The 23,037-nt window shown below is 72.3% G+C and carries 19 protein-coding genes and 1 pseudogene; 12 read left to right on the forward strand and 8 right to left on the reverse strand.

What is annotated here, in order from left to right:
• Positions 1–122: 122 nt before the first annotated feature.
• Complete coding sequence (gene cobT, locus AC0665_RS09180; protein WP_478602761.1) at positions 123–1,232, reverse strand: nicotinate-nucleotide--dimethylbenzimidazole phosphoribosyltransferase; 1,110 nt, start codon at positions 1,230–1,232, stop codon at positions 123–125.
• A 191-nt stretch (positions 1,233–1,423) separates the two neighbouring features.
• Between cobT and AC0665_RS09185 the strand changes: the two genes are divergently transcribed.
• Positions 1,424–2,470 (forward strand): class I SAM-dependent methyltransferase, encoded by a 1,047-nt coding sequence (locus AC0665_RS09185; RefSeq protein ID WP_478602763.1) that lies wholly within the window; start codon positions 1,424–1,426, stop codon positions 2,468–2,470.
• Between the two features lie 41 nt (positions 2,471–2,511).
• Here AC0665_RS09185 and AC0665_RS09190 read toward each other — a convergent pair whose 3' ends face one another.
• Positions 2,512–3,711, reverse strand: coding sequence for a bifunctional adenosylcobinamide kinase/adenosylcobinamide-phosphate guanylyltransferase (locus tag AC0665_RS09190; protein WP_468413665.1), 1,200 nt, complete (start codon positions 3,709–3,711; stop codon positions 2,512–2,514).
• Between the two features lie 223 nt (positions 3,712–3,934).
• Here AC0665_RS09190 and AC0665_RS09195 point away from each other — a divergent pair, with 223 nt between their 5' ends.
• Positions 3,935–4,147 carry a hypothetical protein gene (locus AC0665_RS09195; protein ID WP_468413666.1) on the forward strand — a complete coding sequence of 71 codons (213 nt, stop codon included), beginning with the start codon at positions 3,935–3,937 and terminating at the stop codon, positions 4,145–4,147.
• 61 nt (positions 4,148–4,208) lie between these two features.
• Here AC0665_RS09195 and AC0665_RS09200 read toward each other — a convergent pair whose 3' ends face one another.
• Both AC0665_RS09200 and AC0665_RS09205 read right to left on the reverse strand, forming a co-directional pair.
• Positions 4,209–4,910, reverse strand: a complete 702-nt coding sequence (locus AC0665_RS09200) for a class I SAM-dependent methyltransferase (RefSeq protein ID WP_468413668.1) — start codon at positions 4,908–4,910, stop codon at positions 4,209–4,211.
• 83 nt (positions 4,911–4,993) lie between these two features.
• Complete coding sequence (locus AC0665_RS09205; RefSeq protein WP_366053168.1) at positions 4,994–5,593, reverse strand: DUF3043 domain-containing protein; 600 nt, start codon at positions 5,591–5,593, stop codon at positions 4,994–4,996.
• A 317-nt stretch (positions 5,594–5,910) separates the two neighbouring features.
• On the opposite strand from AC0665_RS09205, the gene AC0665_RS09210 reads away from it, so the two are divergent.
• The 6 genes from AC0665_RS09210 (at position 5,911) to AC0665_RS09235 (ending at position 14,592) form a co-directional block, all read left to right on the forward strand.
• The gene (locus AC0665_RS09210) at positions 5,911–6,696 is read left to right on the forward strand and encodes a PspA/IM30 family protein (RefSeq protein WP_363120859.1); all 786 of its coding nucleotides are present in this window, start codon (positions 5,911–5,913) and stop codon (positions 6,694–6,696) included.
• Between the two features lie 23 nt (positions 6,697–6,719).
• Positions 6,720–6,998, forward strand: a complete 279-nt coding sequence (gene pspAA, locus AC0665_RS09215) for a PspA-associated protein PspAA (protein WP_468413672.1) — start codon at positions 6,720–6,722, stop codon at positions 6,996–6,998.
• A gap of 71 nt (positions 6,999–7,069) precedes the next feature.
• Positions 7,070–8,293 carry a sensor histidine kinase gene (locus tag AC0665_RS09220; protein ID WP_478602767.1) on the forward strand — a complete coding sequence of 408 codons (1,224 nt, stop codon included), beginning with the start codon at positions 7,070–7,072 and terminating at the stop codon, positions 8,291–8,293.
• Entirely contained in the window at positions 8,290–8,973 is a 684-nt protein-coding gene (locus tag AC0665_RS09225; protein WP_478602769.1) for a response regulator, read from the forward strand. The genes AC0665_RS09220 and AC0665_RS09225 overlap by 4 nt, the downstream gene beginning before the upstream one ends.
• A 159-nt stretch (positions 8,974–9,132) precedes the next feature.
• The gene (locus tag AC0665_RS09230) at positions 9,133–12,252 is read left to right on the forward strand and encodes an efflux RND transporter permease subunit (protein ID WP_478704703.1); all 3,120 of its coding nucleotides are present in this window, start codon (positions 9,133–9,135) and stop codon (positions 12,250–12,252) included.
• 111 nt (positions 12,253–12,363) lie between these two features.
• Positions 12,364–14,592, forward strand: a complete 2,229-nt coding sequence (locus tag AC0665_RS09235) for a protein kinase domain-containing protein (RefSeq protein ID WP_478704704.1) — start codon at positions 12,364–12,366, stop codon at positions 14,590–14,592.
• Positions 14,593–14,610: 18 nt separating this feature from the next.
• Here the strand turns inward: AC0665_RS09235 and nadA are convergent, their stop codons facing one another.
• Positions 14,611–15,795 (reverse strand): quinolinate synthase NadA, encoded by a 1,185-nt coding sequence (nadA, locus tag AC0665_RS09240; RefSeq protein WP_468413681.1) that lies wholly within the window; start codon positions 15,793–15,795, stop codon positions 14,611–14,613.
• 283 nt (positions 15,796–16,078) lie between these two features.
• Here nadA and AC0665_RS09245 point away from each other — a divergent pair, with 283 nt between their 5' ends.
• A complete protein-coding gene (locus AC0665_RS09245) occupies positions 16,079–16,435 on the forward strand; it encodes a HesB/IscA family protein (RefSeq protein ID WP_031109243.1) in 357 nt (118 codons plus the stop codon).
• A 93-nt stretch (positions 16,436–16,528) separates the two neighbouring features.
• On the opposite strand, the gene AC0665_RS09250 is transcribed toward AC0665_RS09245, so the two are convergent.
• Together AC0665_RS09250 and AC0665_RS09255 are read right to left on the reverse strand one after the other, a co-directional pair.
• The gene (locus AC0665_RS09250) at positions 16,529–18,664 is read right to left on the reverse strand and encodes a hypothetical protein (RefSeq protein ID WP_478704705.1); all 2,136 of its coding nucleotides are present in this window, start codon (positions 18,662–18,664) and stop codon (positions 16,529–16,531) included.
• A 146-nt stretch (positions 18,665–18,810) separates the two neighbouring features.
• A complete protein-coding gene (locus AC0665_RS09255) occupies positions 18,811–19,020 on the reverse strand; it encodes a hypothetical protein (protein WP_363120866.1) in 210 nt (69 codons plus the stop codon).
• Between the two features lie 132 nt (positions 19,021–19,152).
• Here AC0665_RS09255 and AC0665_RS09260 point away from each other — a divergent pair, with 132 nt between their 5' ends.
• The gene (locus AC0665_RS09260; RefSeq protein WP_478602777.1) at positions 19,153–20,127 is read left to right on the forward strand and encodes a carbohydrate kinase family protein; all 975 of its coding nucleotides are present in this window, start codon (positions 19,153–19,155) and stop codon (positions 20,125–20,127) included.
• Positions 20,128–20,186: 59 nt separating this feature from the next.
• Here the strand turns inward: AC0665_RS09260 and AC0665_RS09265 are convergent, their stop codons facing one another.
• Complete coding sequence (locus tag AC0665_RS09265; RefSeq protein ID WP_478704706.1) at positions 20,187–21,566, reverse strand: aminotransferase class V-fold PLP-dependent enzyme; 1,380 nt, start codon at positions 21,564–21,566, stop codon at positions 20,187–20,189.
• A 264-nt stretch (positions 21,567–21,830) separates the two neighbouring features.
• On the opposite strand from AC0665_RS09265, the gene ctaC reads away from it, so the two are divergent.
• Together ctaC and AC0665_RS09275 are read left to right on the forward strand one after the other, a co-directional pair.
• On the forward strand, positions 21,831–22,796 hold the full coding sequence (ctaC, locus tag AC0665_RS09270) for an aa3-type cytochrome oxidase subunit II (protein ID WP_363120869.1): 966 nt from the start codon (positions 21,831–21,833) through the stop codon (positions 22,794–22,796).
• Positions 22,793–23,037: pseudogene (locus AC0665_RS09275) on the forward strand (aa3-type cytochrome oxidase subunit I); the annotation flags it as partial. The gene ctaC and the pseudogene AC0665_RS09275, both read left to right, overlap by 4 nt.

The following is a 23,037-nucleotide window of genomic DNA, read 5'->3' on the forward strand; positions in this document are numbered from 1 at the left end:
CTCGTCCGTGCGTGGATACGTCTGAGGGTGTCTGCGACTCAGTCAAACCGACACCACGTTCCAAGACCGACCGGAACGGGACGAAGTTGAGCCAGGCGTGAGTGACCTGGATCTCGGCGGCGCTACCGCCCGGCGGGCTCCTCCGGCTCCTCGGAGGCCTCCGGCCCGGCCGGCTCCTCGGACTCCTTGGGCTTCTCCGGCAGCTCCGCCGCCAGCGCGGCCGCCGCCTGCACGAGCGGCAGCGCCAGCAGCCCGCCCGCACCCTCGCCGACGGTCACCCCGTGGGTCAGCAGCGGCTCCAGGGCCATCCGGTCCAGCGCCTTGGCCTGTCCGGGCTCCCCGCTGTCGTGCGCGGCCAGCCACCAGTCCGGCGCCCGGAACGCGATCCGCTGCCCGACCAGCGCGCAGGCGGCCGTCACGACCCCGTCCAGCACCACCGGCAGCTTGCGCACCGCGCTCTGCAGGAGGAAGCCGGTCATCGCCGCGAAGTCGGCACCGCCCACCGTCGCCAGCAGCTGCAACTGGTCCCCGAGGACCGGCCGCGCCCGGCGCAGCGCGTCCCGGATCGCCGCGCACTTGCGCATCCACGCCAGGTCGTCGATCGCCAGCCCGCCCCGGCCCGTGACGACCGACGCGTCGACCCCGCACAGCGCGGCGACCAGCACGCCCGCCACCGTGGTCCCGCCGACGCTCACATCGCCGAGCACCACCAGGTCCGTGCCCGAGTCGGCCTCCTCGTCGGCCACCGCGACCCCGGCCCGGAAGGCCGCCTCGGCCTCCTCGACGGACAGCGCGTCCTCGATGTCGATCCGCCCGCTGCCGCGCCGCACCCGGTGCCGTACGACGTCCTCCGGCAGCGACTCGGGGTCGCAGTCCAGGGCCATGTCCACCACCCGCACCGGCACGCCCAGCCGCCGGGCCAGCACCGACACGGGCCGGCCGCCCTCCAGGACCTCGCGCACCAACTCCCCGGCGCCGCCCGCCGGGCGGGCCGAGACGCCGAGCCCGGCGATGCCGTGGTCACCGGCGAAGAGCACCACCCGGGGCCGCTCGACCGGCCGCACCGGCACGGCGGACTGCGCCGCCGCCAGCCACTCACCCAGTTCGTCGAGGCGGCCCAGCGATCCGGGCGGCACGATCTGCCGCTCCCGGCGCGCCTCGGCGTCACGGCGGACCCCGCCGTCCGGACGCTCGATCAGATCGGTGAAGTCGTCGAGATTAAGCGAGCTCATTCGCCGAACAGTACCGGCCCCGGTCGAACAGCAGGGCGCCACATCACCACTCCGTCACGACGACGTCGTTGCACCCGGGATCGGCATCCCATACGTTCCGTTTTGCAGTGGATTGTCGTACGTGACCGCTCTTCGTCCGACGACCCCCGCCGTACGTCCCCGCCGTACGCCGCCGCGCCCGGGAGCCGCCCATGCCCGCCCACCCCGCCCCCTCCGCATCCCCCCTGCCCCCAGCGACCACGCCGGTCCACGAACCGCGCAGGCAGGACTGCCCCTGGTGCGGCTCCACCCGGCTGCGCAACCGGCTGCGCACCGGTGACCTGCGGCAGTACAAGCCCGGCAGCTTCACCGTCGACGCCTGCCGCGACTGCGGCCACACCTTCCAGAACCCCCGCCTCACCGTGGAGGGCCTGGCGCTCTACCACCGGAGCGTGCGCGGGGCGCCCCGGGACCCGGCGAGCGACGGCCTCCTCGCCCTGCGCGCGAGCCCGCGCCGCCACCGCTCGGCGGCCCGCGCGATGCTGCGCCTGGGCGAACCGGAGAGCTGGCTCGACGTCGGGACGGGCCACGCTCGCTTCCCGGCCACAGCCCGGCGGTTCTTCCCGTACACCGCCTTCGACGGCCTGGACCCCACCCCGCGCGTGGTCCGCGCCCGCTCGGCCGACCGCGTCGAGGAGGCCCACGTCGGCCGCCTGACGGACCCTCGGATCGCCGCCCCCCTGCGCGCCCGCTACGACGTGGTCAGCATGCTCCACCACCTGGAGGGCACCCCGGACCCGCGAGCGGAACTGCACGCGGCCCTGTCCGTCCTGCGCCCCGGCGGCCATCTGCTGCTGGAGACCCTCGACCCCCGCAGCCTCTTCGCCGCCCTCCTGGGCCGCTGGTGGCTCGCCCACGACCAGCCCCGCCACCTGCACCTCGTCCCCCCGGCCAACCTCCGGGCGGAACTGGAGGCGGCCGGCTGCACGATCCTGACGCTCGACCACCGCCCGGTCCACGTCCCCCACGACCTCGCGGGCGCCCTGTCCCTGGCCCTCTCCCACGCCCTGCCGGCCCCGGACACCCCCTGGCGGGCGATCCCCCCGCCCCCGGCCCGACGGCACGCCCGTACGGCCCTGCTGCGCGCGGGCGTCCCGCTGGTGGCCCTGGCGGCGGTCGCGGACCAGCTCCTGGCCCCGCTGGCCCGCCGCACCCGCCTGGCCAACACCTACCGGGTGATCGCCCGCAAGGCCCCCTAGGCCCCCTAGGCCCGGTCGCCCGGGCCCGGCCGTGGCCGCTGTCAGCCCCGCAGCGGCACGGCCTGCCCCGCCACCACCAGCAGGACGTGCTCGCACTCGTCCGCGAACCCCGCGTTCAGCCGCCCGAGCTCATCGCGGTAGCGCCGCCCCGACGCCGTCGACGGCACGATCCCCGACCCCACCTCGTTCGACACGGCGACCACCGTCCGCCGGGTGGCCCGCACCGCCTCCGTGAGCTCGCGCACCCGCTCCCGCAGCACCTTCTCCCCCCGCTCCGCCCACACCGCGTCGTCCCACGCCCCGGCGGAGTCCATCGCGTCGGTCAGCCACAGCGACAGACAGTCGATCAGCAACGGCGGCCCCTCCGCCTCCAGCAGCGGCACCAGATCGCAGGTCTCGACCGTCTGCCACGACCCCGGCCGCCGGACCCGGTGCGCCGCCACCCGCGCGGACCACTCCGTGTCCCCGTTGCGCGAGCCGCCCGTCGCCACGTACAGCACGTCAGGGAAGGCCTCCAGCCTGCGCTCGGCCTCCACCGACTTGCCCGACCGCGCCCCGCCCAGCACCAACGTCCGCCGCGGCACGTCCGGCACGTCCTCGTACGCCCCCACGACCAGCGTCACCCCGTCCGGCACGGCCCGCGCCCCGGCCGCCGCGAGCCGCCGCCCGAGCTCACGGCCGGGCGGCACGTCGTGGTCCAGATGGACGGCGACCACATCGGTCGTCGGCCCGACCGCCCCTACCGCCCGCAGCTTCGCCAGCGCGTCCGGCCGCCCCACGACGTCCGCGAGCACCATGTCGTACGACTCGGCCGGTTCCTCGAGACCCGCCGGGGCCCCGCCCGGCGGCAGATACAGCAGCCGCTGCCCCTCCGGCCCGGTCACCGCGTAGCCCGTGCCCGGAGCGTCCAGCGCCACCGCCCGCACCCGGTGCCCCGTCAGCAGCGTCAACTCCCGCCCGTCCGGCACCCGCCCGGGCTGCGGCAGCCCCGCGGGCACCTCGACCGGCGGCCCGTCGTGCGGATGCGACAGCAGCACCTGACGGACACCGGTCAGGGACCGGCCCGCCCGCGCCGCCGCGAACGCCGCGCCCGGCGTCAGATCGAGCAGCACGGCCCCGTCCAGGAGCAGCGCGGTGGCCGCCCGCGCGTCCGGACCGAGGGCGGCCGCGCAGGCCGCGCAGGGACAGTCGGGGCGGGGGAGTCCCGCCGGGGCACCGGTGCCGAGCAGAGTGAGTTCCACGCCCCGATTCTCACCCGTGAGCATGGGACATGCGTTGCTCAGACGCCCCGAAGGGGCGCGGGAAAACCGCGCGCCCCGGCCCGCCGCGGCCCGCGCGCGAGCGATCGCCCGCACCCCGCGGGGCCTATAACGCCGAACCCGGGGGAACGCATAGGCTCTTGGACGGGAGCCGGACCACGATCCGGCTTTCGCTGTGCAGTGTGCTCACACATGGGAGGCGTACATGGCGGCATGGACGTGGAGGTTCGAGAAGACCGACGGGACGGAGGTCCAGCCCGCGGTGCCGCCGGAGGAGTTCCCCACCCAGGGGGACGCCGAGTCCTGGATCGGGGAGCACTGGAAGGCCCTCCACGAGGGTGGTGCCGACCAGGTGCGGCTGTTCGAGGACGCCACGGAGATCTACGGGCCGATGAGCCTGCACGCCGCCGAGGCGTGAGCCCGGGGGCGGGCGGGGGCCGGACGGCTCCCGCCCGCCCCCTTCCCGTTTCTCGCGCGCGTCAGCCGCGCACACCGCACAGGTGCAGCAGCGCGGCCACCCCGCGGTACGGATCCGTCCGCCCGGCCTTCTCCTCCACCGCGAGCAGCGTCTGAACGTCCGCCGGGATCCGCGCGCCGTCCGCCGCCGTGTCGGTGAACACCCGTACCCCGTACCAGGCGTGCAGCGGCGCCCCGATCCCCGCCAGCGTCGACGTCAGGTCCTTCAGCCGGTCGGCTCGTACGTCGAGCCCCAGGCGGTTGCGGTAGGCGACCGTGTCGAAGGCGGTCAGCGCCCCGGGCCAGTCACCGGACAGGCCCGGCCGGAACGCCAGGGCGTCCCCGTTGCGCACGAGCAGGGACAGCAGCCCTCCCGGCGCGAGCATCCGGGCGAGACCCGCCAGCAGCGGGTCCGGCTCCTCGACGTACATCAGGACGCCGTGGCACAGCACCACGTCGAAGCTGCCGGGCAGGAAGTGCACACCGGTGTCCCGGCCGTCGCCCTCGATGATGCGCATCCGCTCCCGGATGCCCTCCGGCTCCCCGGCGAGGGTCTCCCGGGCCGCGGCGATCATCGTCGAGTCCTGCTCCAGACCGGTCACCTGGTGCCCGGCCCGGGCCAGCCGCAGCGCCTGCGTGCCCTGGCCCATCCCCACGTCGAGCACCCGCAGGCGCTGTCCGACCGGGAACCGGCCGACTATCTGCTCGTCCAGCTGGCGGGCCACCAACTCCTGCCGGACGACATCGCGCAGCCCGCCCAGCCTGTCCAGCCAGGCATCCGCCGCACCCCCGGAGAACGGCGTCGTGGTCAGGGCCGCTCTCCACGCTTGACCTGCGGCTTCGGCAGCCGGAGCCGGCGCATCTGGAGAGAGCGCATCAGGGCGTAGGCGATGGCACCGCGCTTGTTCTCACCCGGGAAGCGCTCGTTCAGCTGCTTCTTCAGGCGGAAGGCCGTGACGAACGAGTCGAGCACGATCAGCACGATCACCACGAGCCACAGCAGCAGCGCGATGTTCTGCAGCGCGGCCACCCGCACCATGCTCAGCACGAGGATGACCACGGCCATCGGCAGGAAGAACTCCGCGATGTTGAAGCGCGAGTCGATGAAGTCGCGCGCGAGCCGGCGGATCGGCCCCTTGTCACGCGCGGGGAGGTACCGTTCGTCGCCGCTCGCCAGCGCCTGACGCTGCCGCTCGAGCGCGGCACGGCGCTCCTCGCGCTGGCGCTTGGCGGCCTCCTTGCGCGTCATCGACGTGTTGGCCACGCTGCGCCGCTGGCTCTGCGCCTGGCTGCGCTTGGGCGTGGGGCGACCCTTGGGGGCCTGCGGGTCGCGGGGCTGCTTGGAGAAGTTCACCGGCGCCTTGTCGGCGGCCTGGGCCTTCTCATCCTTCGCACGACTACGGAACACAAAACCCAAGGGTAAGGGCTTTTGGGCATGGACCCCACTCCCGTGGGGAACGATCCGGCAACACCAGTCGTCAGTAAGGGGACAGAGGGGACGTTGCGTACGCCTCCGGATGTTTCCCGGGATGCACGGCTCCGGTGACCCCGGGGACCACCTACTCCCTACGCCGGAGCGGGAGCGCACGCAGTCGTCCTTGGGGATGAGCGCATCCGTCCCCGAACAGTGCGGTAATGGATGCAGGGCCCGTACTGTGGGTTCTGTCGCAGGAGCAGCTGCCGGAGTCGGTCAGAAGGGGGCGCGCGAAGCCCATGAGCGGTGTCATGAAGCGTATGGGGATGATCTTCCGCGCGAAGGCGAACAAGGCCCTTGACCGGGCCGAGGACCCGCGCGAGACCCTCGATTACTCGTACCAGAAGCAGCTGGAGCTGCTCCAGAAGGTCCGGCGCGGCGTCGCCGACGTGGCGACCAGCCGCAAGCGCCTGGAGCTGCAGCTGAACCAGTTGCAGTCGCAGTCGGGCAAGCTGGAGGACCAGGGCCGCAAAGCGCTCGCTCTGGGCCGTGAGGACCTGGCCCGCGAGGCGCTCTCCCGCAGGGCGGCGCTCCAGCAGCAGGTGACGGACCTGGAGACCCAGCACGCGACGCTCCAGGGCGAGGAGGAGAAGCTCACCCTCGCGGCCCAGCGGCTCCAGGCCAAGGTCGACGCCTTCCGCACCAAGAAGGAGACGATCAAGGCGACGTACACCGCGGCCCAGGCGCAGACCCGGATCGGCGAGGCCTTCTCCGGCATCTCCGAGGAGATGGGCGACGTAGGCCTGGCCATTCAGCGTGCCGAGGACAAGACGGCCCAGCTCCAGGCACGCGCCGGCGCGATCGACGAACTGCTCGCCTCCGGCGCCCTCGACGACCCCTCCGGCATGCACAAGGACGACATCCAGGCCGAGCTGGACCGGCTCTCCGGTGGTACGGATGTAGAGCTGGAACTGCAGCGGATGAAGGCCGAGCTGGCCGGCGGCCCCAGTGGTGGGCAGCAGGCCATCGAAGGTGGCACGAGCCAGCAGCAGTCCGCGCAGCAGCCGCAGGACACACCGCGCTTCGACAAGCAGTAGGGGTCCACGCCTAGGAGGGCGACATGATCGTACGGATCATGGGGGAGGGCCAGGTGGTGCTGGCCGACGGCCACCTCGCCGAGCTAGACGAGCTGGACGACGAACTCCTGGCGGAGATGGAGAAGGGCGACGGCCCCGGTTTCCGCCGCACCCTCCAGGCCCTCCTGGCCCGGGTCCGCGACCTGGGCGAAACGGTCCCCGACGACTCCCTGGAGCCGTCGGACCTGATCCTGCCCTCCCCGGACGCGACGCTGGAGGAGGTCAGGGAGCTCCTGAGCGACGACGGTCTGATCCCCGGCTGAGCGCGGGCACCCATGGGCGGACCGGCAGGGGGCTGGGGGCACAGCCCCCGGCCCGGCTACCGTGAACCCCCGTGAGCACCCTCGCGCGGGCCCGATGCCGGGCCAAGGCGCATCCCCTGGCCATGGACGCCGTCCTGGCCGCGGCCGTCCTCCTCTGCATGGTCGCCGGTTCGTTCGTGGAACCACGGCACCGCGACAGCGTCAGCTGGGCCCTGCGCACCCCCGACCCACTCAGCCTGCTCCTCATGACCCTCGGCGCCGTGGCCCTGGTCTTCCGCCGCCGCGCCCCCATGACGGTCCTCGCCCTCACCGGCACCCTGTCGGTCGTCGAGTCCGTCACCGGCGATCCCCGCACCCCCGTCGCCATGTCCGCCGTGATCGCCCTCTACACCGTCGCCTCCACCACCGACCGCCCCACCACCTGGCGGGTCGGTCTGCTCACCATGACCGTGCTGACAGGCGCCGCCATGGCCGCCGGACCGCTGCCCTGGTACGCCCAGGAGAACCTCGGCATCTTCGCCTGGACCGGCATCGGCGCCACCGCGGGCGACGCCGTGCGCAGCCGCCGCGCCTTCGTCCAGGCCATCCGGGAGCGCGCCGAACGCGCCGAGCGCACCCGGGAGGAGGAGGCCCGCCGGCGGGTAGCCGAGGAACGCCTGCGCATCGCCCGGGACCTGCACGACGTCGTCGCCCACCACATCGCCCTGGTCAACGTCCAGGCCGGGGTCGCCGCGCATGTCATGGACAAGCGGCCCGACCAGGCCAAGGAGGCCCTCGGGCACGTCCGCGAGGCCAGCCGCTCCGCGCTCAACGAACTCCGTGCCACCGTCGGCCTGCTCCGGCAGTCCGGCGACCCCGAGGCCCCCACCGAACCCGCCCCGGGGCTGGACCGCCTCGACGAACTCACCGGCACCTTCCGCAGCGCGGGCCTGCACATCGAGGTCGCCCGCGCCGACCAGGGCACCGCCCTCCCCGCCGCCGTCGACCTCGCCGCCTACCGGATCATCCAGGAGGCCCTCACCAACGTGCAGAAGCACGCCGGGCCGCACGCCAGGGCGGAGGTCAGCGTCGTCCGGGTCGGGCCGAACATCGAGATCACCGTGCTCGACGACGGCAGCGGCGAGAACGAGACCGAGGACGGCGACGGCGGCGGCCACGGACTGCTCGGCATGCGCGAGCGCGTCACCGCCCTGCGCGGCACCCTCACCACCGGTCCCCGCTACGGCGGCGGCTTCCGCGTCCATGCCATCCTGCCGGTCAAGAACCGCACACCCACCGGGGAGGACCCCGTATGACCATCCGTGTCCTGCTCGCCGACGACCAGGCGCTCCTGCGCAGCGCCTTTCGTGTGCTCGTCGACTCCGAGCCCGACATGGAGGTGGTCGGCGAGGCCTCCGACGGCGCGGAAGCGGTCCGCCTGGCCACGGAGCAACGCCCCGACGTCGTGCTCATGGACATCCGCATGCCCGGTACCGACGGTCTGGCCGCGACCCGCATGATCAGCGCCGACCCCGAGCTCGCCGACGTCCGGGTCGTCATCCTGACGACGTTCGAGGTCGACGACTACGTCGTGCAGTCGCTGCGCGCCGGTGCCTCCGGCTTCCTCGGCAAGGGATCCGAGCCCGAGGAGCTGCTGAACGCCATCCGCATCGCGGCCGGTGGCCAGGCCCTGCTCTCCCCGGCGGCCACCACGGGCCTGATCGCCCGGTTCCTCGCCACGGACGATCCGGCCGACGGCGACCGCGACCCGGCCCGCGGTGAACGGCTCGACTCGCTCACCGTCCGGGAGCGCGAGGTGCTCGTCCAGGTCGCGGGCGGGCACTCCAACGACGAGATCGCCGAGCGTCTCGAAGTCAGCCCGCTGACGGTGAAGACGCACGTCAACCGGGCCATGGCCAAGCTGGGCGCCCGGGACCGCGCCCAGCTCGTGGTCACCGCGTACGAGTCCGGCCTGGTCCGTCCAAGGGTGGAGTAGCCCGGCCCGGGTGTACTGCGGCCGGAGTACACGCCGCGGGAACATGTGGACCTGGGGCCTACGGAACCCCCTCCCCCCATGGCCCAGGGTGTAGGGGCGGGCGCTCGTCCGTGCGTTCGCTGCCGCTTCTGCCGCTCAACAGAAGAGAGATCCTCACCCATGTCCTGGCTGTCCAGGTTCAGCCTCGCGCAACGGGCCTTGATCGGGCTGATGTCGATCATCGCGCTCGTCTTCGGGGCGATCGCGATACCCCAGCTCAAGCAGCAGTTGCTGCCCACCATCGAACTGCCCATGGTGTCCGTGCTGGCGCCGTACCAGGGCGCGTCCCCGGACGTGGTCGAGAAGCAGGTCGTCGAACCCATCGAGGACAGCCTCGAAGCCGTCGACGGCATCAGCGGCGTCACCTCCACCGCCAGCGAGGGCAACGCCGTGATCATGGCGTCCTTCGACTACGGCAGCGGCACCGAACAGCTGGTCGCCGACGTCCAGCAGGCCGTCAACCGGGCCCGTGTCCAGCTGCCGGACGACGTCGACCCGCAGGTCGTCGCCGGTTCCACGGACGACATCCCGACCGTCGTGCTCGCCGTCACCTCCGGCCGGGACCAGCAGGCCCTGGCCGACCAGATCGACAAGACCGTCGTACCGGACCTGAAGGGCATCGACGGCGTCGGTCAGGTCACCGTCGACGGCGTGCGGGACGTCCAGGTCACCGTCACACCCGACGACGCGAAGCTGGCCGGGGCCGGTCTGACCGCGCAGTCCCTCGGCGAGGCCCTGAGGGCGGGCGGCGCGACCGTCCCGGCCGGGTCCTTCGACGAGGCCGGCGCCAACCGCACGGTCCAGGTCGGCGGCGGCTTCACCTCGGTCGAGCAGATCCGGGACCTGAGGGTCACGGGCGAGCCCGGCAAGGGCAAGCCGGTGCGGCTCGGCGACGTCGCCACGGTGAAGCAGCAGGAGGCCCCGGCCGACTCCATCACGCGCACCGACGGCAGGCCCAGCCTCGCCGTCGCCGTGACCATGGACCGCGACGGCAGTGCCGTCGCCATCTCCGACGCCGTCCAGGACAAGCTCCCCGAGCTGCGCGAGGACCTCGGCTCCGGCGCGACGCTCACGGTCGTCAGCGACCAGGGCCCGGCCGTGTCGAAGTCCATCAAGGGCCTGACCACCGAGGGCGCGCTCGGCCTGCTCTTCGCCGTCCTGGTGATCCTCGTCTTCCTGGCGTCGATCCGCTCGACCCTCGTGACCGCGGTGTCCATCCCGCTGTCCGTGGTCCTCGCCCTGATCGTGCTGTGGACACGCGACCTGTCGCTGAACGTCCTGACGCTGGGCGCCCTGACCATCGCCATCGGCCGGGTCGTCGACGACTCGATCGTGGTCCTGGAGAACATCAAGCGCCACCTCGGCTACGGCGAGGAGCGCCACTCGGCCATCCTCACCGCCGTCCGCGAGGTCGCCGGCGCGGTGACCTCCTCGACGCTCACCACGGTCGCGGTGTTCCTGCCGATCGGCCTGGTCGGCGGCATGGTGGGTGAGCTGTTCGGCTCGTTCAGCCTCACCGTGACGGCCGCCCTGCTGGCGTCCCTGCTCGTCTCCCTGACGGTCGTGCCGGTGCTGTCGTACTGGTTCCTGCGGCCCCCGAAGGGCACCCCCGAGGACGCGGACGAGGCCCGCCGGATCGCGGAGGAGAAGGAGGCCAGGAGCCGCCTCCAGCGCGTCTACGTCCCGGTCCTGCGCTTCGCGACCCGCCGCCGCCTCACCAGCGTGGCCATCGCCGTCGTCGTCCTGGTCGGCACGTTCGGCATGGCCCCGCTGCTGAAGACGAACTTCTTCGACCAGGGCGAGCAGGAGGTCCTCACCGTCAAGCAGGAGCTGAAGCCCGGCACCAGCCTGGCCGCGACCGACGCTCAGGCGAAGAAGGTCGAGAAGCTGCTCGCCGGCATCGAAGGCGTGAAGGACTACCAGGTCACCGTCGGCTCGTCCGGCTTCATGGCCGCCTTCGGCGGCGGCACGGACAGCAACCAGGCCTCGTACCAGGTGATGCTGGAGGACTCGGCGTCCTACGAGGACGTCCAGGACCGCATCGAGAAGGGTCTCGCCGGCCTGAAGGGCATCGGCACCACCACCCTCACCGCCGGGGACGGCTTCGGCGCCCAGGACCTGAGCGTCGTGGTGAAGGCCGCCGACGCCGGTGTGCTGCGCACGGCGTCCGAGCAGGTCCGCAAGGCGGTCGCCTCCCTCGACGACGTCACGGACGTCTCCAGCGACCTGGCGACCAGCGTGCCGCGCGTCTCGGTCAAGGCCAACGACAAGGCGGCAGCGGCCGGGTTCGACGACCAGACCCTCGGCGCCGCCGTCGCCCAGGCCGTGCGCGGCACCACCGCGGCCAAGGCGGTCCTGGACGACACCGAGCGCGATGTCGTCATCCGCTCGGCGAAGCCCGCCACGACCCTGAAGCAGCTTCAGGACCTGCGTCTGGGCGGCAAGGTGAAGCTCGGCGACATCGCCACGGTGAAGCTGGTCGACGGCCCGGTCTCGATGACCCGCATCGACGGTCAGCGCGCCGCCACCATCACCGCGAAGCCCACCGGCGACAACACCGGCGCGGTCAGCACCCAGCTCCAGTCGAAGATCAGCGCGCTGAAGCTCCCGGACGGCGCCACCGCGTCCATCGGTGGTGTCTCCGAGGACCAGGACGAGGCGTTCGCCAACCTGGGCCTGGCGATGCTCGCGGCCATCGCGATCGTCTTCATGCTGCTGGTCGGCACCTTCAAGTCCCTGGTGCAGCCGCTGATCCTGCTGGTCTCCATCCCGTTCGCCGCCACCGGCGCGATCGGCCTGCTGCTCGCCACCGGCACCCCGATGGGCGTCCCGGCGATGATCGGCATGCTGATGCTGATCGGCATCGTGGTGACCAACGCGATCGTGCTGATCGACCTGATCAACCAGTACCGCAAGCAGGGCCACGGCGTCGTGGAGGCCGTGATCGAGGGCGGCCGGCACCGGCTGCGCCCGATCCTCATGACGGCCCTGGCGACGATCTTCGCCCTGCTGCCCATGGCCCTCGGCATCACCGGCGAGGGCGGCTTCATCGCCCAGCCGCTGGCCGTGGTCGTGATCGGCGGTCTGGTGACGTCGACGCTGCTCACCCTGCTGCTGGTCCCGACGCTGTACGCGATGGTCGAGCTCCGCAAGGAGCGACGGGCGGACAAGCGCGCGGCGAAGAAGGGCCTCCCGGCCCAGCGGACGGACACGGCGGAGCCGGAGCACGCGGGCGTGTGACGGCTTGACCCGGCCGGGCACCGGACCTCCACGGCCGGTGCCCGGCCGGCGCCTTGTCCCGTTACGTATCCTGTGGCCTCGAACGACTCTACGGGGGAAGGGGATTCGGGCGTGCCGCTGCACAGCGACGACCCGAAGTCGGTCGGCGGCTACCGGCTGCTCGACCGGCTCGGGGCCGGGGGCATGGGCGTCGTTTACCGGGCCAGGGCGCGTTCGGGCCGTGACGTGGCCATCAAGGTCGTGCACGCCCAGTACGCCGCGGACGCCGTCTTCCGGGCGCGGTTCCGGCAGGAGATCGCGGCGGTCCGCAAGGTCAGCGGAGCCTTCACGGCACCGGTCCTGGACGCGGACCCCGAGGCGGCCCGGCCCTGGATGGCCACCCAGTACGTGCCCGGGCCCTCGCTCGCCCGGCGGATCCGCGACCGGGGGGCCCTGCCGGACGCCGAACTGCGCGGGCTGGCCCTGGGCCTGGTGGAGGCCCTGCGCGACATCCACCGGGCAGGAGTGGTGCACCGGGACCTGAAGCCGGCCAACGTCCTGCTGGCCGAAGACGGCCCGCGCGTCATCGACTTCGGCATCTCCCGCGCGGCGGAGAACCACCAGACGCTGACCGAGACCGGCCAGATGATCGGCACCCCGCCCTTCATGTCCCCCGAACAGCTCGTCGACGCCCGCGCGGTCGGCCCGGCGTCGGACGTCTTCTCACTCGGGGCACTGCTGGTGTACGCCGTCACCGGGCGCGGTCCCTTCGACGCGGACAGCCCCTATCTGACGGCGTACCGGGTGGTGCACGACGAACCCGTGCTGGACGGCGTCGGCGCGCCGCTGCGCGGGCTGCTGGGACGCTGCCTGTCCAAGGAGCCCGCGGACCGGCCCGGACTCGACGAACTGGCCCGGGAGTTGGCGGCCGTCCTGCCCGAGCCGGCGGAGGGCGACCCGGCCACCATGCCCCTGCGCGCGGACAGGCTCCCGGCCGTGGAGCCCGCCCACCCCACGACCGTGACGGACCCGCCGGACCCTGTCCGCCTCCGCCGCCGCGTCCGCCCGCTGCTCGCCGCGACGGGCACCGTCGGGGCCGCCGTCCTCGGCCTGACGGCCTATCTGACGCTCGGCCCCGGCTGGGCGCAGAGCGCGGACCGGCAGGGCGGATCACCGTCCGCGAACTCCCGCTGGACGGCGCCGCCGGCCGGCTGGAAACCCTGGCAGACGACCGTGTACGAGACGGCCGGGCGCGGTGTGCGCAAGGCGCAGCAGCCGCAGCCCGACGGGCTGCGGGGCGGGCCGGAGTGCCAGACGTACGAGGGGGCCGTCTACTGCGCGGGTGCCGGTATCCTCCCCGTCCGCCTGGACGGGAAGACGGGCGACACCGTCTGGCGTGCCGGCCCGGCGGCGTCCGTCACCGGCGAGGACCTCTCCAGGTTCGTGATCCTGGGCGTCCGGGACGACGCCGTCCTGGTGCGGCAGGAGCCCCCTGGCGAAGGGACGACCCGGGTCTTCGCGTTCGACACCGGGACCGGCGACCGGCTCTGGGACCGCGCGGTGAACGACGAGTGGGCGGAGGTGGCCTTCTCCGGCGACATCGTCGTGGTTCCGGAGGGCGACGGCACTTCGATGACGGCCCGCTCGGTCCGCACCGGCGCCGCGCGCTGGACGGAACGGCTGCCCGCGAAGCACGCCTGCGGGATCACGGAGGCCGCCCGGAGGCTGTACCTGCAATGCGGCCCAGAGGAGGGAGGGGAGGACGGTCTCGTCATGGAACTGCACCCGGCCGACGGCCCGGCGCGCCGGCTGAGCGTACCGATCGGGGCCGAGCTGCTCGGCGCCTTCGACGGCCGGCTCCTGTTCCTGGACCCGACTCAGGACGAGGACGGGAACATCCTCATGGGGGAGGACGCGCCGTATGCGGCAATCCGGCTGGTGGACCCCGGCACCGGGGCTCAGAGCACGACGAAACTGGCCGAGGAGTACGAGGGCAAGGTGACACTGGCGGAGGGCACCCTGTGGTTCGCCACCGCCAGCGGACGGGTCACCGCCGTGTCGGCCCGCACGGGCAAGCCCCTGTGGCAGACCCCCACCAGCCTGGAACAGCCGGGCGAGGCGACCTACGACGCGCGGAGCCGGGCCGTGTACCTCGCCAGTGCCAGCGGCCGCGTCGGAGCGCTCGACGCGAGGAAGGGCACGCTGCTGTGGGAGACGCAGCCGAGGGCCCAGAGCAACGCCACCGACTGGGGCGCCACCCGGGTGCGGCTCCTGGAAGGCGCCCTGGTCGCGACCACCCCCGGCGGCACCGTCTTCAGCCTCGACCCCGCGCACCCCGAGCGGAAACCACGCTCGGGGTGACGACGGGCAGGGGGCGGGTTACGGCAGCGCCAGCATCCGCTCCAGCGCCAGCTTCGCGAACGCCTCGGTCTCCTTGTCGACCTCGATCCGGTTGACCAGCTTGCCCTCGGCCAGCGACTCCAGCGCCCAGACCAGGTGCGGCAGGTCGATGCGGTTCATGGTCGAGCAGAAGCAGACCGTCTTGTCCAGGAAGACGATCTCCTTGCCCTCCGGCGCGAAACGGTTCGCCAGGCGGCGGACCAGGTTCAGCTCCGTGCCGATGGCCCACTTGGAACCGGCCGGCGCGGCCTCCAGGGCCTTGATGATGTACTCCGTCGAACCGACGTAGTCGGCCGCGGCCACGACCTCGTGCCGGCACTCGGGGTGCACCAGGACGTTCACGCCGGGGATCCGCTCGCGCACGTCGTTCACCGAGTCCAGGCTGAAGCGGCCGTGCACCGAGCAGTGGCCGCGCCACAGGATCATCTTCGCCGCGCGCAGCTCGTCGGCGGTCAGGCCGCCGTTCGGCTTGTGCGGGTTGTAGAGGACGCAGTCCTCCAGGGACATGCCCATGTCCCGCACCGCGGTGTTGCGGCCGAGGTGCTGGTCGGGCAGGAAGAGCACCTTCTCGCCCTGCTCGAAGGCCCAGTCCAGGGCGCGCTTGGCGTTGGAGGAGGTGCAGATGGTGCCGCCGTGCTTGCCCGTGAACGCCTTGATGTCGGCGGAGGAGTTCATGTACGAGACGGGCACGACCTGCTCGGCTATCCCGGCCTCGGTCAGCACGTCCCAGCACTCGGCGACCTGCTCGGCCGTCGCCATGTCGGCCATCGAGCAGCCGGCGGCGAGGTCGGGCAGCACGACCTTCTGGTCGTCGGACGTCAGGATGTCCGCGGACTCCGCCATGAAGTGCACGCCGCAGAACACGATGTACTCGGCCTCGGGGCGGGCGGCCGCGTCGCGGGCCAGCTTGAACGAGTCACCCGTCACATCGGCGAACTGGATGACCTCGTCGCGCTGGTAGTGGTGGCCGAGCACGAAGACCTTGTCCCCGAGCTTCTCCTTCGCCTTGCGGGCGCGCTCCACCAGGTCCGGGTCGGACGGCGAGGGCAGGTCGCCGGGGCACTCCACGCCGCGCTCGCTCCTCGGGTCGGCCTCACGGCCGAGGAGCAGCAGGGCGAGGGGCGTCGGCTGTACGTCGAGGTCCTGGGTCTGGGCGGTGGTCACGACACGCACCCTTTCTGTTTCTGCGACTTTTCGTCGATTTGACGCTATCTATCATAACCGCTTCACGTCACTTTGACGATGGCCATAGCGTCGGTGTGACGTGAATCCCGGTGGGCCGCCGTTCATTCCCGTCAGCACCCGGAAAGAGCCGTTTTCCGGTTCCGGGTGCGTGTGCGAGCATGAAAAGGAGCCGAGATCGAGCGCCCGGCCCCGGAATGAATCCGAGGCCCCGCCGGTTGGAACCGTCGGCAAGCAGTCTCCGTACAACCCGGGAGAGATGTAGATGTCCGTATCGGACGAGACCAGCACCGTCACCGACGGCATCATCCTGACCGACGCCGCCGCGTCCAAGGTCAAGGCGCTGCTCGACCAGGAAGGCCGCGAGGACCTCGCGCTGCGGGTCGCCGTCCAGCCCGGCGGCTGCTCCGGCCTGCGTTACCAGCTCTTCTTCGACGAGCGCGCTCTCGACGGCGACGTCGAGAAGGACTTCGGCGGTGTGAAGGTGGTCACCGACCGCATGAGCGCCCCGTACCTGGGCGGTGCCACGATCGACTTCGTGGACACCATCGAGAAGCAGGGCTTCACGATCGACAACCCGAACGCGACGGGCTCCTGCGCCTGCGGCGACTCCTTCAGCTGAGCCGGCCGAGCCGCCACCGGCGGCCGCGGACACGACGAAGGCGGCGGCCCCTCCAAGGGGCCGCCGCCTTCGCGCTGTACCGCCGCCTGCCGCCTACCGCTCCCGCGTCGGAGGAACGGGCAGCCGCGCGCCGTCCTTCGCCAGCGGGACCGCCTTGCCGTCGGAGTTCACGACGGCGCGGTCACCGAGCGGCTCGTCCAGCCGCACCGTCTTCTGGAACTGCTTGGCGATCATGACGCAGACCTTGTCCGGCCACGGGACCGACGTCACCGATACCGTCACCTCGTCGCCCTTCTCGCTCGCCTTCACGTCGTAGTCGGCGCACACCCCGCCCGTGAACGTCACCGTGAGCTCCGCACCCTCGGCGAGGTAGCCGTCCACCTGCACCTCGCGCGGGCCGGGAGCCGACGTCGGCCGGTCACTCGTCCCGGTCGGCTCGGGTGAGGCCAGGAACTCGGGCTCCACCGCCGGGTACGTCACGGTGAACGGGTCCTTCGCGCCCGGCGCCGTCACCTCGAACAGCCAGGACGGCACCAGCGCCTGCCGTCCGTCCACGACATGCGCGGCCAGCCCGAACACCGCGTCCCGGACCGTGACCGTGTCCTGCGCGGGAGTGCCGCTCGCCTGCTGTTCGCAGGGCTGCTCCAGTTTGTCCTTCAGCGGTACGGGGCTCGCGCAGCCGCCGATGCCCATCCGGTGGTCCTTCTTCGGCTGCCCGTTCATCAGCTCCAGCGCCTTGCCGGCACTGACCACGGGGTAGGTGTCGCCCTTCACCGGCGTCTTCAGCAGACCGCTGCCCCCGACGACCTCGCCGTCCGGGCCGACCGTGATCCCTGTCGTCCAGCCGTGCGTGGGCAGTCCGCCGACCTCGGGATCGGCGTTCACCACCCGCTGGGCGCCCAGGACCTGGCTCGCGTCGCGCTTCGCGTCGTCCTGACCCACCGCCTTCAGCACGGGCTCGGCGGCCTTCTCGGCCACGTCCTCGCTCACCGGTGTGCCTCCGGACTGCGGGGAGGCGCAGGTGGCGGTGCCCTTGCAGTTGTCGGTGCCCGGGGCGTACCGGCTGAACGTCCAGGACCCCGGCGCCTGCTTGTTCACCTGGAGGCTCGGCCCGGACCCGTCCTGGCCCCCGATCTTCCAGGCCTCGCCCTGGGCCACCGGCGATCCCTCCACCCCGAGGGCCTTCGCCAGCCGGGCCACGTCCGCCGCGGTGACCTCGCCCCGCGCCCGGTACACCGGTGCCGTGCCGGGGCCCTTCGGCAGCGGGCCGTCGACGCGATAGGTGGCGCCGTAGGGGTTGGGCTCGCCGGGTGCGATGCCGTTGCCGTCGTCCGGCGTGGACTCGGAGTACCCGTCGAGCACGAGCGGCGGGGGAGTGCCGTCCCCGCCGGGCGCACCGGACGTCGTGCCGCCGCCCGTGCCACCGGACGCGTTGGAGGCGAGCCAGGCCCCGCCCCCGCCGATCAGCAGCACGGCGGCGGCGACGGAGGCGATGATCGCGGGCGTACGGGGACGGCCGCCGCCGTGACCGACCAGGTCCTCGTCAGGGCGGGGCAGGTCGTTCTCGGGTGCCGGGGTGGAGACGGAGGCGGAGTGCGCCTCCGTGACGCCGGCGGCTTCGCGCCCGGGGGCCGCTTCGGCATCGGCCTGCCGGTCCTCGCCCGTCGCGACCGGCCGGCCACCACCCTGCCCGGCTTCGGGCACGGCCGTCTGCGGGGGTGCCTGCGTCGTGCCGGGTTCCGGGATCACCCGGGCCGCCGTTTCACCGTCCCCAGCCGCCTCCCCTGCGGCGGTCCGCTTCCCGTCCGTCGGGGCCTCGGAGGACTCGGGGGCCTCCGGCGTGTCATCTGAGGCCTCCGCCGCGTCCGCCACCTCTGCCGTGTCCGCCGCATCTTCGGCATCCGTGGATTCGGCAGCCTCGGCAGAACCGGCGGCCTCGGCAGCCTCGGCAGAACCGGCGGCCCCGGCAGGACCGGCATTCTCGGCGGCCCCGGCGGAACCGGGTGTCTCGGCAGAACCCGCGGTCTCCGCAGAACCGGCAGTCTCGGCAGAACCGGCGGCAGCCCCGTCGCGCTCGGTGGGACCCGGTGACGTCTCGGCTGTCGCCGACGCCCCGGGCCGCACGGAGGGTCCGGCGTCCGCCGTACCCGGCTTCTCGGCCTTCTGGGCGTCGGCGGCGGCGCCGTCCGCTTCCCTGACGTCGTCGTTGTCGGGTCGCTCGGTGTTCACCGCATCGCTCCTTCGGCTGCACAGCTGTCCCATGGGACCCGGCCCGTCACCTACGGGCCCGCTGGTGGGTCGTATCCCGCCTCCCCTTTACGGGGGACAGCGATGGGACGCAGCGGGGGAGCACACGGTTCCCGCGAATGCGCCGTTCAGTCGCCGTAGTCCTCCATGGCGTCGAGCAGCCGTGCCGACGCCGGGGGAACCGACACGCCGTGGATGAGGGCCGGGGACACCGGCCGCGAGGCCGCCCGGTCGGGGACCGCCCAGTGCGGAGCCATCCGGGCCCCGTCCCCCGGCAGCGACGCCAGGTCGCCTTCCAGATCGACCGGAACGGGCATGTGGACCTTGAGGTTCGTCATAGCCGCACCGTATGCACGGTCGAGCTCACGGAGAAAGATCTACTATCGGGTAGTTTCGCTGCCTTCAGAGCCGACCCGCCCACCCGGTAGCGTGAACCGTCAAGGTCCGCCTCCCTCAGGAGAGTCCACGCCGTGCGCATCGCAGTCTCCGGCTCCATCGCCACCGACCACCTCATGACCTTCCCCGGCCGCTTCGCCGACCAGCTCGTAGCGGACCAGCTGCACACGGTCTCGCTGTCGTTCCTGGTCGACCGGCTCGACGTCCGCCGTGGCGGCGTCGCCGCGAACATCGCGTTCGGCATGGGACAGCTCGGCACCCGGCCGATCCTGGTCGGCGCCGCGGGCGCGGACTTCGACGAGTACCGGGCCTGGCTGGAGCGGCACGGCGTCGACACCGACTCCGTCCGCATCTCCGACACGCTGCACACCGCCCGCTTCGTGTGCACCACCGACGCCGACCACAACCAGATCGGCTCCTTCTACACCGGCGCCATGAGCGAGGCCCGTCTCATCGAGCTGAAGACCGTCGCCGACCGGGTCGGCGGTCTCGACCTGGTCTCCATCGGCGCGGACGACCCGGAGGCGATGCTCCGCCACACCGAGGAGTGCCGCTCCCGGAGCATCCCGTTCGCCGCCGACTTCTCCCAGCAGATCGCCCGCATGGACGGCGAGGAGATCCGCATCCTGCTGGACGGGGCGACGTACCTCTTCTCCAACGAGTACGAGAAGGGCCTCATCGAGAACAAGACCGGCTGGAGCGACGCGGAGATCCTGTCCCGGGTCGGCCACCGCGTGACCACCCTCGGCGCACGCGGCGTGCGCATCGAGCGGGCCGGCGAGGACCCGATCGAGGTCGGCACGCCGGACGAGGAGCGCAAGGCCGACCCCACCGGCGTCGGCGACGCCTTCCGTGCCGGGTTCCTCTCCGGCCTGGCCTGGGGCGTCTCCCTGGAGCGCGCCGCGCAGGTCGGGTGCATGCTGGCGACCCTCGTCATCGAGACGGTCGGGACGCAGGAGTACCAGCTGCGGCGCGGGCACTTCATGGAGCGGTTCACCAAGGCGTACGGGGACGAGGCCGCCGAAGAGGTCCGGGGGCATCTGGCCTGACCGTCGCCGGCCGCGGGTGCGTGGGGGCTGGTCGCACATCCCCCGCGCCTCTGCGTGACTCAGCTCGCCCGGCGGATCACGTACGCCGTTCCCCGGTCCGCCGGCTCCTCGCCCATGTACTCCTGGTCGCGCATCTCGCACCACGCCGGGATGTCCAGCCGGGCCGCCTCGTCGTCCGACAGGACCCGGACCAGGCCGCCCACCGGCACGTCACCGATGACCTTGGCGAGTTCGATGACCGGGATCGGGCACCTCTTGCCCAGGGAGTCCACGACCAGCACGTCGGCCTCCCGCACCACCGTCCGCGAAACCGGCGCCCCCAGCTTCTCCCGCACCGCCGCCACCGCCCCGGGAAGCACCTCCAGGAACCTCTCCACCTCCTCCTCGGCCGCTCCCGGCGGCAGCGAGACCCGCACATTCCCCTCACTCAGCACACCCATCGCCCGCAGCACATGGCTGGGCGTCAGCGTGCTGCTCGTGCAGGACGACCCGGACGAAACGGAGAAGTCCTCGCGGTCCAGCTCATGCAGGAGCGCCTCACCGTCGACGTAGAGGCAGGAGAAGGTGACGACCCCGGGCAGCCGGCGCACCGGATGGCCCACCACCTCGACGTCCGGGACCAGCCGCGGCACCCGGGCCCGGATCCGGTCCGTCAGTTCCCGCAGGCGCGCGGCCTCCTCGGCCGCCTCCGCGCGCACGGCCCGCAGCGACGCGGCCGCCGCCACGATCGCCGGGATGTTCTCGAAACCGGGCGCCCGGCCCGACTCGCGCTCGTCCGACGGCCCTTGGGGCGCGAAGCGCACCCCCTTGCGCACGGCGAGCAGCCCGACCCCGGGCGGCCCGCCCCACTTGTGCGCACTGGCCGTGAGCAGCGACCAGTCACCGTCCACCGGCCCCCACCCCAGCGACTGCGCCGCGTCCACCAGCAACGGCACTCCGGCCGCCCGGCACACCTCGGCCACCGCCGCGACGGGCTGTTCGGTCCCGACCTCGTGGTTGGCGGACTGCAGACACGCCAGCGCGGTGTCCTCGCGCAGGGCGTCGCGGTAGGCCGCCGGATCCACCGACCCGGCGCGGTCCACCGCGACCTGGGTGACGCTCCCCCCGGCCGCCTCCAGGAGCTCCGCCGAATGCAGTACAGAGGAGTGTTCGACCGCTGACACGATCAGGTGACGTCCGATGCGCCTCCGCCCGGCCAGCGCCCCGGCAATCCCCGTGTGCACGGCACGGGTTCCGGACGAGGTGAAGATCAGCTCGTCCGGTCGGCACCCCACCGCCTCGGCGGCGGCCTCCCGCGCCGCGTCCAGCAGCACCCGGGCCCGCCGCCCCTCCCTGTACAGACGCGCCGGATCCGCCCACCCCTCGTCCAGGGCGGCCAGCAGGGCCTGCCGGGCGATCGGATGGAGCGGAGCGGCGGAAGCAGCGTCGAAGTAACCCACACCGCAACGCTAGAACGTCCGGGGCGACGGCGGACCTCAGGGGCGCGGGGAACTGCGCGAACAGCCGCAAACCACCCGCAGCCGCCAATTCAGCGAACCACCCGAGTGAGTAGGCACCCCTCCCCGAGAACCCCCGGAGGGCGTCGGCTAGGGTTTGGTCCGCATAAACATCCAAACCCCTGCCCGACGCAGGGCCGCGACCGACCAGCGAGAAGGCCAGGCCGCAGCCGATCCGCGCGGGCGAGACTCTCGGGAAGGCGCTACGTGAGTCCCAACGGCTCCGACCGCTCGCCGCGGCGCCCGATGCGGCGGAAGCTGCTGCAGGCACTGACCGCGGGCCTGGTCTTGGCGACAGCCACCGGTTGCTCGTACAACTGGGAAGACTTCCCCCGCCTTGGTATGCCCACCCCGACCACGGAAGAGGCTCCGCGGATCCTCTCCCTGTGGCAGGGGTCCTGGGCGGCTGCGCTCGCCGTCGGCGTGCTGGTGTGGGGTCTGATCCTGTGGAGTGCTTTCTTCCACCGGCGCAGCCGCACCAAGGTCGAGGTACCTCCGCAGACCCGGTACAACATGCCCATCGAGGCGCTGTACACCGTGGTCCCGCTCATCATCGTCTCGGTGCTGTTCTACTTCACCGCCCGTGACGAGTCCGAGCTGCTCAGCCTCAAGAAGAAGCCCGACGTCACGGTCAACGTGGTCGGCTTCCAGTGGAGCTGGTGCTTCAACTACATCGAGCCGGTCGCCGGTTCCACCGGGGACGCCAAGACCTCGAAGGACCTGGACGCGATCCCGGACCGCTTCAAGAAGGACTTCCCGGCCAACGCCGGCGGTGTCCACGACTGCGGCACCCCCGGTACGCGGAACCCGCAGACCAACAACCCGGGCCCGACGCTCTGGCTCCCGGAGGGCAAGACGGTCCGCTTCGTCCTGACCTCGCGTGACGTCATCCACTCCTTCTGGGTGGTGCCGTTCCTCATGAAGCAGGACGTCATCCCGGGCCACACCAACGCCTTCGAGGTGACCCCCAACAAGCAGGGCACCTTCCTCGGCAAGTGCGCCGAGCTCTGCGGCGTCGACCACTCTCGGATGCTGTTCAACGTGAAGGTCGTCTCCCCCGAGCGCTACGAGCAGCACCTCAAGGACCTCGTGGACAAGCAGCAGAACGGTTACGTTCCTGCCGGCATCGCGCAGACGAGCCACGAGAAGAACCGGGAGACGAACAACCTGTGAGCATCCTCAACGAACCCCAGGGTGCCGCGGCAGCAGGGTCCCACTACGAGGACGAGTTGCCGGTCAGGCGCCAGAACCGCGGCAGCGTCGTCATCAAGTGGCTGACGACGACCGACCACAAGACGATCGGCACGCTGTACCTGGCGACGTCGTTCGCGTTCTTCGTCATCGGCGGCGTGATGGCGCTGCTCATGCGCGCCGAGCTCGCCCGGCCTGGTCTGCAGATCATGTCGAACGAGCA

The sequence above is a fragment of the Streptomyces sp. NPDC043685 genome, assembly GCF_056436585.1.

Excerpts from the sequence above, each read along its gene's own strand:
- AC0665_RS09195 (WP_468413666.1), top strand. The coding sequence starts at position 3,935 with ATGGCGGCATGGACGTGGAGGTTCGAGAAGACCGACGGGACGGAGGTC.
- AC0665_RS09225 (WP_478602769.1), top strand. The coding sequence starts at position 8,290 with ATGACCATCCGTGTCCTGCTCGCCGACGACCAGGCGCTCCTGCGCAGC.
- AC0665_RS09230 (WP_478704703.1), top strand. The coding sequence starts at position 9,133 with ATGTCCTGGCTGTCCAGGTTCAGCCTCGCGCAACGGGCCTTGATCGGG.
- AC0665_RS09245 (WP_031109243.1), top strand. The coding sequence starts at position 16,079 with ATGTCCGTATCGGACGAGACCAGCACCGTCACCGACGGCATCATCCTG.
- AC0665_RS09255 (WP_363120866.1), bottom strand. The coding sequence starts at position 19,020 with ATGACGAACCTCAAGGTCCACATGCCCGTTCCGGTCGATCTGGAAGGC.
- pspAA (WP_468413672.1), top strand. The coding sequence starts at position 6,720 with ATGATCGTACGGATCATGGGGGAGGGCCAGGTGGTGCTGGCCGACGGC.
- cobT (WP_478602761.1), bottom strand. The coding sequence starts at position 1,232 with ATGAGCTCGCTTAATCTCGACGACTTCACCGATCTGATCGAGCGTCCG.
- AC0665_RS09185 (WP_478602763.1), top strand. The coding sequence starts at position 1,424 with ATGCCCGCCCACCCCGCCCCCTCCGCATCCCCCCTGCCCCCAGCGACC.
- AC0665_RS09210 (WP_363120859.1), top strand. The coding sequence starts at position 5,911 with ATGAAGCGTATGGGGATGATCTTCCGCGCGAAGGCGAACAAGGCCCTT.